Here is a 10,370-nt window from a genome sequence, read left to right on the forward strand (position 1 = left end):
ATCGCCTGGGAGCCATCGCCGAGTGCCTTCTTCTTCTTTCGTCGTATTCTTGGGGATCCTGCTCGCCAGTGGAGCGTCGGTCGCTCAATCGGAAGCCGCCGCTTCGTTGCCGGGCGTGCGCCGAGTCGAGTTGACTCCTGACGATGCTCTCTCCGCACCCGAGATTGCGATCAGCGCTGGGCTTTCGACGACATTCCTCTTCGATTCTGGCCTGAAGCGCGACGAAGTCGAGCTGGAGGGGAGGGACCGTTTCTCCCTCGTGGATGAGGGACAGGCCACTCTGCGATTAGTGCCTTCGGCACGTTTGACTGTTGGCGAGAGGCTGCGTCTGGTCGTGCGGTTCCGGGATGGGGCGGCGCCAGCAAGCGCCTCATTCCTTCTTCGGGTCCATCCCGCCAAGGCAGAGCCTCTCGTCGAGGTCTATCGCGACATGCGGACGCTTGAGACGTATCAGCAAGAAGCCAGGGAGGTTCGTGCGCAGTTGGTACACTGCCAGGGCGACGTCGCACGATTGGTGGCTGAACAGAGCGCTCCGGGCGGGCTGGCAGGTCTCGTGTCCTCTGGTGCTTTGGACGAGCACGGAGTGACCGGACGAGTCGTGACCAAGGACATCGCCCAGGCGGTTGGAAATGCGATTGCGATTGAGGCAGCTTCCGTCAAGAGCTACCGGTCCGCGACGGGGGTTGCTGTCGAAATCAAGCTGAAGGTGAAGGCGGGTGCTCCGCCATGGGTCGCGAAGGGGGCGGCGCTTCGAGGCAAGGCCGGGGTAGAGTTGAACGTGCTTCGTCTGTGGCAGCAGCGACCCATCGCGATAGGAGAGTTCGGTCTCGTTGTGGTGGAGGCCGATGCCGCGACAGAAACAGCCCAGGGATCCTTCTCGCTCAAGCTGTGGGAGGAAGACGGGCCGCGAACTATCACGCTCGGCAACGTTACGTTCCCGTAGGGAAAGATGCGACCAGTCGGGTGTTGTCGGTCGAAGGTGGGCGTAGGGCGCGGCGCTCTTCTGCTGGGCTGCCCGGAGGCAGCGTCCGTTGCCCCCATATAGCCCCTCCCCGGAGGAATCAGGCGGTACGCAGCGGTACGGGCTGGGATGGCGGACGGGAAAAATCCCCAGCAAAATCGCGGGTCAAGGCGATCCTGCCTCGGAATTGGGTAGTTCCGTGCTGCGGGTTCGATTCCCTCCGCCTCCACAGTGAAAGAGCCTGGCAATCCAGTACGGGTTGCCAGGCTTTTTCTTTGGATGCGGGTGGTCACTTGGGTGGCTCCAGGGCCTCATGGGCGATCTCCAGTTCCCGGGCGGCCTCGAGACTCCAATATGGCAGCGGCGGCTGTTCGCGCCGCTCTTTCCAACAACTCGTCGCGGAGTCGGTCCAGCACGTCATCTGTTCCCAATGGGCCACGCGGACTGGCCGGGGACATCAGTCGCCTTGGGCGTGGCCGGTGTTCATCGCAGCAGCATTGGACCTGCCAGCAGTGGTGAATCACAAGGTAGCCCGCCCAATAACCTATGCCGCCGACTTCTTCAGCAGTCTGCCAGGGAGAGCAAGGCCATGCGCGGCGACAAAGTGTGGGGCGTAGCTTAGCGTCGCATTCGACAAGGACAGGATTCGTTTTACGTGCAGGTCGTTCTCGAACACCTCCGGCATTCCGGCCAAATACATCTACAGCCACGGCGACGCCATCTGCGTCCGAGAATACGCAGGCGAGGCGCACGGCATGGAGTTGCTCGGCGTGAGCCAGTGTCTGGAGACGCTCGCAGACTTGGAAAGAGACGGAGAGAAGCAGTTGTTCGAATGGTTATTGCCTGACCCGAGGAAAACGTCCATGGCCAGCGACGACAAGCGTATCCCCAAAAACCATCACTTCGTTGCTCAGATGCACGCAGAGCGATTCACCGACGACAAGGGCAAGCTCTGGGCATTCAACAAGAAAAGCGGGTCGCTCTTCCACGTGCCTCCTAAGGCAGTTTTTGCCGAGACCCACCTTTACACGGTCGAGGCCGCCGACGGCGTCAAGGACACCAGCCTGGAGTCAGACTTCTCCAAGTTGGAGAGTGAAGCCAATGGCATTCTCAAAGAGTTGGTGGCCGGCGCGCGAATCGGCCATGCACCGCAATTGACGGCTCAGCAACGCTCAGGCTGGGATGTCTATTTTTATTTTCAGTGGAAGCGTGTGCCGGATGTCCACGCCAAGGTCGGCTCCCTTACCCAATCGGATGTCTTGCTGGACGAAATATTCGCAAAGATGCGAGCGCTGGGGCCCAAGGCCGAAGCGGCCGTCGACAAGCTTGATACACCCGAAGAGCGTAAGCGTCTGGCCCAGGGCGGTAAGGTCCATGGTATTCGCCACACCCCAGGCGATGTGCTTGGGATTCTGGCCTCGCGCGGGCTGGCGCTGCTGCATATCACCGCGCCGGGCGAGAGTTTCGCCCTCGGCAGTCTCCCGATCGTGCGCAAACAGGGAAGCCTCCTTGAGGCCGACTCCGAGGCTTGGCTTCCCGTCGCGTCGGACGTGGCCGTCGGCCTCGGCTTTAAACCCAACACCATCACCATCATCGATCTTGCCGACCCGGAGGCTATCTGGCGGATGAACAGAGTCACGGCTAGCCAAAGTACGACCTTCGCAGCTGGGTCGAAGGCGCTCATGGAGAAGTTGATCGCCGCCCTTCCAAAGCCATGACCGCCACCTTTCCGTTGGTAACCGTCCGGCCTACGACGTGCCGTGAGGGATTGCCGGAGTAGCGGCGCGCAGCGGACGCTTTCGGGCATGGCGAAGCAGGTGGAGAGGCCGGAGTGGGCGCGCGTCGCGGACGCCTTCGAGGCGAGCGGGCAGACGCAGCGGGAGTTCGCGTTGGCGCGGGGCGTGCGGTTGAGCACGTTGCAGTCGTGGGTGTACCGGCATCGACGGGCCGCGCTGGTGCGAGTCGATCCGATGAGACTCTTATCGGTGCAGGTGGCGACGAGTCCCGCGGCGACGGAGCCCCTCCTGTAGGTGGTGGCCGTAAGCGGGGCGCGGGTGCGATTCGCCGTAGGTACCGACGTGCCGTACGTGGCCCGGCTCGTCGCCGCGTTGGGGCGGTGAGAGGGTGTTCGCGCAGCCTGCTTCGGTAATAGGTGCACCGCCGCTCACATGGGACGGTGTCCTCTGTAGGAAAGAGCCCGACTGCGCGCTCGCTCGCGATGGTAGCTTTCCCATTCGAGAGGTCACGCATCCTTGCTCCAACCCTTCAGATTGGCCCTTCCCCTCGCGCTTGCGCTCGCGTGGGGAACTGCGGCGCACGCCGAGCCACCAACTGGTGGCCGCGTCAGACGGGAACGGCCTGTCACCGTCGCGAGTACCGCAGGTGAACCTCTGCCCGTGGTCCACATCGCCCAGGACACACCGACGCTGTTCCTGTTCCCCTCCCCGATTCAGCGGAAGTCCCTTACCTTCGACGAGTCGTGGATCCGCGTCCTGGATGCGGGGGAGCGGTCGGTCATCGTTCAGGCCGTGTCCGACCCCCGGAAGGACGAGCAGCAGGAGATGGGAGTCTTCTTCGCCCACCGGCACGCGGCACCTGATGTGCGCGAGCGCCGAGCAGGGCAGGCGCCCCAACCTCCGCACTGGGCTCTGCCGGTGCGGCGCCCAGGTGGCCCCGCGCGAGGGCTCGCTCGTGCTGAAGGAGACGACTCGCGGGACCAGCGTCCAGAAGAAGTGGCTGGTGCTGTGCCTGCGGTGCGCGTGAGCGCCGGTCAGTCCAGGTCCTCCAACTCCAGCTCCGCCTGCTCCCGGTAGAGAGGCACCACCTCCACGGCGAGCAGGTCCTCCAGCAGCTTCCGGGCCCCGGCTTTATCGCCCGCCTTCGAGAGGTCCCCAGCCAGCATCCTCGTGCGTGCCAATCGCATGGAGCCATCGCGGATCCGCGAGCGAGCCTCGCGCAGAAGCGCAGTCGCAGCAGCTGCGTCCTGGACGGCGGCCTGCGCATCCGGCTCAGGGATGGCCACCTCGCGCGCAGTACGCAGCAGCAACTCGCGCACGTCTGGGGTGAGCGCGAGTGCTTCGCCGGCCTCGACGCGCGCGGCGAGCGCACGCACCTCGTCCCAATTGATGTCCTGCCCCATGCCGCTACCGCCCCTTCCGCTGCCGGAAGCATCTGTCGTGCGGCCACTCGCCCTGCTGTCCTTCGCAAGCGCGGAAGCAGTCGTAGCAGGACCCTATCCAGTCCTGCTCCTGGCACTTCGCGTACTCGTTCATGCAGTAGCGCTTCCACTCCGGCAGGTCCTCCCGGGCCAACTCCTTGGCGACTCTGGCGCCGAAGAGGACTTCCTCTGCCTCGAAGTCCGTGGCCCCGCAGCGCGCGGGGTTGCCCGGGTGCGTCTTCACGCAGCAGCTCACCGTGGAGTCCTGGGGCCACACTGCGCCTGGGCCAGGTACACTGCGGTGACGCTGGGCTCGGCGGCGCTCGCCTGGGCATGGGCGCCGCCACCGCAGCCCGCCCCCACCAGCGCGAGTGCCGCCACGACCATGGCCACGAATCGGGTGTTCCGATTGTGCATGTATGTATGTCTATTATTGTTTTGGTTGAAATTCAATCCCTCGCAAGAGGGAGCCGGGGCCGCGCATGGAGGCCGACCCCGAGGCGCGGTGCGCCTAGGCGATGAGCGCGGGCAGCTCGTCGCCCGGCTTCGGCAGCAGATCCAGCACCTCCCCTTCCTTCGGCGCGAAGTCTGGCGAGTGGAAGCTGATGAAGATGGGCAGCGAGGCCGTGGCCTCCACGCTTGTCACCTCCGCCGTCGCCTCCGTGCCCTTGAGGCGCACGGTGTCCCCCTGGTGGACCTCGCGCAGGCCGCGCTCCACCGCCAGCGTGGCGCCTGCGCGCGCCCGGCGCCGCTCCCGCGGCGTCTTCGTCTTGTAGTTGGTGGGGCACGGCGCGGACATCGCACGCGCGGGCACGAGCGCCGAGGGTGTCGGTTCTACCTATCTCCCTGGCTGATGGCTTCCGTCGCGCCTGCCGCCCAGAGGATGCGGTCGCGGAAGCGAAGGGCCAGGAGCGCTAGAGGCACCACTCCTAGCTCTTCGAGGCCATCCCCGAGCCGGCAAACTCGGGTGCAACCATCCCTCCTGCAAACTACCTCCGACAGCAACGCCAGGCGAGGGCCTACCGGGTGATGTCATGGATGCCCCCAGCCATAACGTGGCGGCTCGGGCGCCGCGTGATCACCGTGCAGGTCCGGCGGAACTCCTGAAACGACAGAACTCCTTCTTCAGGTCCTGGAGGGGCGGGGATGGGACCTCAGTGGATGCGCGCCGGCGTCTCCTGTTCCCGCGCCGCCGGGTATGCGCGTGGCACGGCGGCCGGGGCCTTGGGCGCGTGGGCCACGCCCTCCTCGCGGTAGCGCCGCACCAGCGTTTCCAGGTGCCCGCTGTCCAGGGAGGTGTGGAGGGCCTGCGCGGCCTTTTGAAGCAGGGCCCGCTCGGGTTCGGTCACGGCGAGGTCCGCGGCGGCGAGCGCGTTCAAGGACTCCTGGAGGACTTCACGCGCGCTGGCCGGTGCCGAGCGCAGGCGTTGGAGCCACTCGGACTCGTCGTCCACGAAGCGCACCAGCGTCTCCCTGCGCCGCGCCGGGGTGAGCCGGGAGAGCTCGTGGGTGAGCACGGCGGACTCCTCCTCGCGGAGGCGGCCGTCGGAGACGAAGAGGAACCACGCGCTCTCCATCAGCAGGCTCTCGTTCCGCGGCGCCACCTCGCGCAGGGCCGCGTCGGCGTCCTCCAGCGCGCGGCGCAGCCGCACGTAGCGCAGCATGGAGTCGCCCAGCCGCCGGGTGCGCCGCCAGTTGTCCACGGAGGACGTCACCACGTTCAGGAAGGGCACGATGTTGCGCGCCACGCTGTCACCCAGCAGCTTCGCCCCCAGGTCCTCGCCCAGGTCTGTCGCCTTCGCTTGCGACAGGTGCTCCACGCGCTCCAGGCCGAGCGGGTCCTCTTCCTCGTCGTGCCCCCCGCCACGGAGGAGGGCGTAGAGTCGCGAGAAATCCGCGGGGTCCTCCGGGTCGAAGCGGATGTGGAAGGCGCTGGCCAGGTCGCACGCCAGCCGCAGGTGGATGCGGGCCCGCACGATCATCTCCGCCGTGACGACAATCCCCGATGCGGGAAGGGCCACCATCAACCCGACGACGCCCGCGTCCGCCGAGGCCGCGGTGATGCCGGTGGTGACCGAGCCACTCCCCGCGCCGGTGAGGAAGGCCGCCTCGCAGGCCTGCCGGATGAGGGTTTCGGTGGTGGCAGCGCCCGTCCCCTTCGCCGCTGCGACCGCGTGCAGCCGGTGCGTGTCGTAGTGCCGCAGGTAGATGGACAGCAGCTGGGTGAACCAGCGCCCCGTGCGCAGGTCCCTGGGGGACAGCTCCTGCAGCAGCGCCCTCGTCAGCTGCCAGGAACGCAGGAGGACCGCCGCGCCTTCCTCGCGCTCCCGTGGGACGACTTCCAGTGTCTCCGTCATGGTCCCTCCCCGCGGACTCGCAGCCGCGGAGTGGGAGACCATGCATTCACGTGTGGCATGGCCTCGCGGAACGATGGACACGCGGAGCATGGGAAGGACAGGAGCCCTCTTGGGCGTAGCGGGCGGGAGCAGGGCGGGAGGTGGGGGAGTCTGACGGTCAGCCCATGAGTCGCACGCCGGGCCGGCGCGGAAGCCATTCATCTCCAGCAGACACACGCCAGCCCCGCCCAGCCGCTTTCCCAGGAGGGGCGCGGCAGGGGCCTGGCTGTCTTGGCTGGCTGTGGCGGCTTGTGCTTCAACACCCGTGCTCTGGGGCGGCCCTCGCGCAGGGGCCAGGTGCGCACCCATCGGTCGGGGCAACCCCAGGCGCTCCAGAATCGTTCTCGCCCCTCCTGCTCCCTTCACGTACGCCAACACCCGTCGCCTGCCTCCACACCTCAAGCACGCGAACACATCCAGGGCGAACGTCCTGCGCAGCAGCCCGGCCCAGTCCAAACGGGGGGCGCTCCTTCCTCGGCTCCTCCTCCGTCCCGGTAAAGGCGGGGCTCTCCTCCTCCAGCCCCGGCTCCGCCCCTGCTTGAGGGAGCGTGGCCTTCCGGCGCCAGGGCAAGGACCTACTGGTGTAGCTGGCCTCGGGCGGCGTGGGCCGCGTGGACCTGGGCTCGCTGTTCGCGGCCTACCAGGAGGCCCCGGGGGACCCAAGGCCTCATCGCGCACGTAGAGGCGCTGGCCGCGAGGCTGGGCGGCCTGTCGTCGGGCGTGGAGCCCACGGGCGTGTCCCTGGACGCGCTGCGCCCCGTGCTGCGGCCCGCGGGCTTCGTGGCCGGTGCCCAGGGCGCGCTGTTCCGGCCGGGGCCGGCGGGCTGGAGGTGTTCTACGTCCTGGAGGACGCGGAGTTCGTGCGCTACCTGCCGGCCTCCTCGCCGGGCGAGTCCCGGCTGACGCTCGAAACCGTGGACGCTTCGGCCTGGCACAACCTGGAGATGCGCCCCGCGGACGTGCGGCCCGTCGTCGTGGACCAGAGAGTGGTGCGGCTGGCGGAGGTGTTCTCCGGCGTCTGAGGGGTGGTTGGCGGGGACGGACACGACGGCGCCGGCTGCTCACCCAGGCGCAGCGGCGCAGGCTGGACGCTGCGACGGGTGGAGGCCCTCTGCGCGTGAGCCTAGGCCGACGGGAGATGGCGCTCTTGGTCCGCGAACAGGACGCGGAGTCGGCGCGGTTACTCGCTTCGCTGGGACACGCGTCGGACGGCGTGCCCGGGATGTTCCTACTGGATGCCACCCTGGTGCGAGGGGAGTGAAGCGGGTTGGACGAGGCCGTCCTTCGCTGCTTCCGCCTTATCGGCTAGGCCCTCCAGGATGGGACCACTGATGCGGTCGGGAAAGTTCGGAGGGAGGGCCGCGCGCACCTTTTCGATGACTTCAGGCGTCCGCTCGATCAGCTCCGCGAAGAGCTTGGGTGCCGCCGCCATGCCGCATTTGCGCGCGGTTTCGAGCCAGTGCGACACGTGGATCTCTTTCCATTTGTAGTGCCGGTTCCTGCCGATGACGGCCATCGCCATCGTCACCTTGTGCTGCGAAACCTGGGTTTGCCTTCGTCCCAGATAGGGATGCACGGAGATGACGTCGTACATCGGCGTCAGCCGAAAGCGCCCCTCTGGCTCGATGAACACACTGAAGTTCTTGGCATGGCCGTCGGTGGCGCACATCAGCCAGAAAAGGAACTGGGTCTTGAGGAAGTCCTCGCGGTCCCGCAGGGCTTCATTCGAGCCTTGCAAGAGTTCCATGATCTTGAGGATGCCGGGGCCACCTTCTTTCTCGTATTTCTTGCCGGGTGGAGTCTTGGTGGCCTGGCAGAAATCCTCCTGGGGGAGTCGCAGGAACCATTCGCCGTTTGAAGACAGTTTTCGGTCGAAGCGCGTCACGACCAGGACCTGCTGCCCCGCGAAGGTCATGATCCGCGAGTCCGCGCAGGGGATCCCGTATTGACGCAGGAGCTGGGCACACAGCCACTCGTTCTCGACGGAATTGAATACATCGACTTCGAATTCGGAGGCGGGAATGGGCAGCTTGAAGATGTGGGTCGTGGGGGTGGTTCCCTCGGGCACGCACCAGGCGTTGTCGTGCCAGAGCAGCGCGGTCTTCTCCTGCGCACCCGCGAGGGAGATCCGGAAGTCGTCGTCCTGTGCGAGCAGGTTGGGGGCTCTCACCTGGGCGAGGAGTTTCGCGATGTCGGCATCCGCGATCTTTCGTCCCTGGATATCACGGATGTCAGGAGGGGCGGCGTCGGGCCTGAGGAGTTGAATTGCTCCAACGCAGTCGCGGCCCATCTCTTCCAGTAGATCGAAGGGTGAAGTCGATGCGGTGCCGAAACGGGAACTCATCCGCCGACGGATCTCGTCACTGTCCGGCAGGAGGTTGTCGAAAAAGGGCTGGACGACATCCGTCCGATACGGCTCATCGGAAGGACGCAGTGGCATGGACAGGGACAGTGGTCGGGCCCGAGGCGACAGGAGCCAGTCCTTGTCGTAGTTGAATTGGTGCTCTCCTCGATGGATCGTCCAGACGCCGACCCGTTCGCCATTCATCCAAACGTCGAGAGCGCGGCTCTTTGAGGGGCGTGCCACGTGCTACCACTCCGAAGAGGGGGGCCGGCTTCGCCGATCGTGCAGGACGAGTTCGACGTTCAAGCCCGCGAGGATGCGGAACAGGCGCTCGACTCCGATTCGCTCCGGGTGGGTTTCCGCGAAGGAAATCGCGCTTTGAGCAAGGCCGGTTCGATGCGCCAAGTCACCTTGGGTCATGTCCTGCTCCCGACGGTAACCTTTGAGGATCGCGCCGAGTTGCTCGGGGGTATGGACTGGATAGGGGCGCATGACTTCTCCGGCGAGATATACCGTTTAGCGGATATTTTCCCATTATCTGCCCGAGCGGATATTTTCCCATTATCTGCCCGAGCGGATATTTTCCCATTATCTGCCCGAGCAGATATTTCTCCACTTAAACGCCCCCGGAAGCCATCACCCCGAAGTTCCGGCGGGGAACTTCTCCACGAAGCGCACCTCCCTGAAACCCAGAGTGAGGAGCAGCCCTCGGAGCGCTCGCTCCGCCGACCGCCTTACCTTCTCCCTCAGCCGAGGGTCCTGCCGCACCTCCTGCTCGAAGGTAAGGCGGGCCTTCTCCCTCCGCTGTGCCGGCTGCGCGCTGTCCAGGGTGAAGTCGACGATCTCCGTTTCTCCTGGCCTCAGCACCACTGTTACCTGGAACGGGGGCAGGAGCACGTCCACGCGCGTGCCCACCGGGCGCAGGTGGCTCGAATCGAAGCGCTGGAAGTCGAAGCCTAGGCGTGCGTCCGCGAAGACGATGGCGCGCCCGTGCGGGTTCTGGCGCGTGTAGCTGATCCAGAGCAGCACATCCTTCCACAGCGCGTCCGTGGCCTGGGCTCCGGCGTGAACGTCACCCTCTTGTAGAGGGACGCGTCCAGCGTCTCCAGCTGCGCCACCTCACGCATCTGCTCCACCACCGTCGCCGAGTCCGACAGCTGGGGAGACACCGGACGCAGCAGCACCCAGACCACCAGCGCGCCCAGCGCGGCTGCGGCCAGGACGGGGAGGGCTCGCGTGAGGACGTTCGCCATTGAGGGTGAATCTACCTGCTTCCGTGACGAGGGCGCCCTGGGGCAGCGTGTCGGCCCGGGCTCCTGGAGGGCGCCTGGGGAAGGTGTCGACACTCGTGGAGTTGACACGGACGCGGAGGTGGAGGCCCTGGGTGTCAAGGCTCGGCCAATCAGGTCGCTGTTCGGTCCGGCCAATCAGGTCCGGACGTGAGGAGCCCGGGAAGCGTGACGGCGTGGACCGCGCGGGTTCGGCCAAACCGGTCCGGCAGGGGCTCCGCCA

The 10,370-nt window shown here is 66.3% G+C and carries 13 protein-coding genes and 1 pseudogene; 5 read left to right on the forward strand and 9 right to left on the reverse strand.

Going from position 1 to position 10,370, the window contains the following annotated elements; genetic code table 11:
* The first annotated feature begins 22 nt into the window (after positions 1 to 22).
* From D7X99_RS34170 to D7X99_RS43995, 4 genes and pseudogenes are all read left to right on the forward strand, one after another.
* Entirely contained in the window at positions 23 to 943 is a 921-nt protein-coding gene (locus D7X99_RS34170) for a DUF2381 family protein (protein ID WP_121781420.1), read from the forward strand.
* Positions 944 to 1,716: 773 nt separating this feature from the next.
* Positions 1,717 to 2,679, forward strand: a complete 963-nt coding sequence (locus D7X99_RS34175; protein ID WP_121781421.1) for a DUF4238 domain-containing protein — start codon at positions 1,717 to 1,719, stop codon at positions 2,677 to 2,679.
* 87 nt (positions 2,680 to 2,766) lie between these two features.
* On the forward strand, positions 2,767 to 2,991 hold the full coding sequence (locus tag D7X99_RS43270) for an IS66 family insertion sequence element accessory protein TnpB (RefSeq protein WP_233613938.1): 225 nt from the start codon (positions 2,767 to 2,769) through the stop codon (positions 2,989 to 2,991).
* A gap of 222 nt (positions 2,992 to 3,213) precedes the next feature.
* Positions 3,214 to 3,540: pseudogene (locus tag D7X99_RS43995) on the forward strand (DUF2381 family protein); the annotation flags it as partial.
* 191 nt (positions 3,541 to 3,731) lie between these two features.
* Here the strand turns inward: D7X99_RS43995 and D7X99_RS34190 are convergent.
* The 5 genes from D7X99_RS34190 to D7X99_RS42980 form a co-directional block, all read right to left on the reverse strand.
* The gene (locus D7X99_RS34190) at positions 3,732 to 4,100 is read right to left on the reverse strand and encodes a DUSAM domain-containing protein (protein WP_121781423.1); all 369 of its coding nucleotides are present in this window, start codon (positions 4,098 to 4,100) and stop codon (positions 3,732 to 3,734) included.
* 4 nt (positions 4,101 to 4,104) lie between these two features.
* Entirely contained in the window at positions 4,105 to 4,374 is a 270-nt protein-coding gene (locus D7X99_RS34195; RefSeq protein WP_171805290.1) for a hypothetical protein, read from the reverse strand.
* Complete coding sequence (locus D7X99_RS43275) at positions 4,371 to 4,535, reverse strand: hypothetical protein (RefSeq protein ID WP_171805291.1); 165 nt, start codon at positions 4,533 to 4,535, stop codon at positions 4,371 to 4,373. Before D7X99_RS43275 ends, D7X99_RS34195 begins: the two co-directional genes overlap by 4 nt.
* Before the next feature lie 94 nt (positions 4,536 to 4,629).
* Positions 4,630 to 4,917 (reverse strand): hypothetical protein, encoded by a 288-nt coding sequence (locus D7X99_RS34200; RefSeq protein ID WP_121781424.1) that lies wholly within the window; start codon positions 4,915 to 4,917, stop codon positions 4,630 to 4,632.
* A 355-nt stretch (positions 4,918 to 5,272) separates the two neighbouring features.
* Complete coding sequence (locus D7X99_RS42980) at positions 5,273 to 6,475, reverse strand: hypothetical protein (RefSeq protein ID WP_158627114.1); 1,203 nt, start codon at positions 6,473 to 6,475, stop codon at positions 5,273 to 5,275.
* Positions 6,476 to 7,344: 869 nt separating this feature from the next.
* Here D7X99_RS42980 and D7X99_RS43280 point away from each other — a divergent pair.
* A complete protein-coding gene (locus tag D7X99_RS43280; protein WP_199756403.1) occupies positions 7,345 to 7,536 on the forward strand; it encodes a hypothetical protein in 192 nt (63 codons plus the stop codon).
* Positions 7,537 to 7,742: 206 nt separating this feature from the next.
* On the opposite strand, the gene D7X99_RS34215 is transcribed toward D7X99_RS43280, so the two are convergent.
* From D7X99_RS34215 to D7X99_RS44740, 4 genes are all read right to left on the reverse strand, one after another.
* On the reverse strand, positions 7,743 to 9,062 hold the full coding sequence (locus D7X99_RS34215; RefSeq protein WP_199756404.1) for a type II toxin-antitoxin system HipA family toxin: 1,320 nt from the start codon (positions 9,060 to 9,062) through the stop codon (positions 7,743 to 7,745).
* Positions 9,063 to 9,104: 42 nt separating this feature from the next.
* Complete coding sequence (locus tag D7X99_RS34220; protein ID WP_121781426.1) at positions 9,105 to 9,350, reverse strand: helix-turn-helix domain-containing protein; 246 nt, start codon at positions 9,348 to 9,350, stop codon at positions 9,105 to 9,107.
* A gap of 144 nt (positions 9,351 to 9,494) precedes the next feature.
* Positions 9,495 to 9,887 carry a DUF4230 domain-containing protein gene (locus D7X99_RS44735; RefSeq protein WP_368667813.1) on the reverse strand — a complete coding sequence of 131 codons (393 nt, stop codon included), beginning with the start codon at positions 9,885 to 9,887 and terminating at the stop codon, positions 9,495 to 9,497.
* Positions 9,815 to 10,111 (reverse strand): hypothetical protein, encoded by a 297-nt coding sequence (locus D7X99_RS44740; RefSeq protein ID WP_306465341.1) that lies wholly within the window; start codon positions 10,109 to 10,111, stop codon positions 9,815 to 9,817. The genes D7X99_RS44735 and D7X99_RS44740 overlap by 73 nt, the downstream gene beginning before the upstream one ends.
* Positions 10,112 to 10,370: the final 259 nt, after the last annotated feature.

The sequence above is a fragment of the Corallococcus sp. AB032C genome (assembly GCF_003668935.1).
In the GTDB taxonomy this organism is placed as follows: Bacteria; Myxococcota; Myxococcia; order Myxococcales; family Myxococcaceae; genus Corallococcus; species Corallococcus exiguus.

Bases quoted from the DNA above. Each gene is read 5' to 3' on its own strand.
- D7X99_RS34175 (WP_121781421.1), top strand. From the start codon at position 1,717: ATGGAGTTGCTCGGCGTGAGCCAGTGTCTGGAGACGCTCGCAGACTTG.
- D7X99_RS43270 (WP_233613938.1), top strand. From the start codon at position 2,767: ATGGCGAAGCAGGTGGAGAGGCCGGAGTGGGCGCGCGTCGCGGACGCC.
- D7X99_RS34190 (WP_121781423.1), bottom strand. From the start codon at position 4,100: ATGGGGCAGGACATCAATTGGGACGAGGTGCGTGCGCTCGCCGCGCGC.
- D7X99_RS43275 (WP_171805291.1), bottom strand. From the start codon at position 4,535: ATGCACAATCGGAACACCCGATTCGTGGCCATGGTCGTGGCGGCACTC.
- D7X99_RS34200 (WP_121781424.1), bottom strand. From the start codon at position 4,917: ATGTCCGCGCCGTGCCCCACCAACTACAAGACGAAGACGCCGCGGGAG.
- D7X99_RS42980 (WP_158627114.1), bottom strand. From the start codon at position 6,475: ATGACGGAGACACTGGAAGTCGTCCCACGGGAGCGCGAGGAAGGCGCG.
- D7X99_RS34215 (WP_199756404.1), bottom strand. From the start codon at position 9,062: ATGAATGGCGAACGGGTCGGCGTCTGGACGATCCATCGAGGAGAGCAC.
- D7X99_RS34220 (WP_121781426.1), bottom strand. From the start codon at position 9,350: ATGCGCCCCTATCCAGTCCATACCCCCGAGCAACTCGGCGCGATCCTC.
- D7X99_RS44740 (WP_306465341.1), bottom strand. From the start codon at position 10,111: ATGGCGAACGTCCTCACGCGAGCCCTCCCCGTCCTGGCCGCAGCCGCG.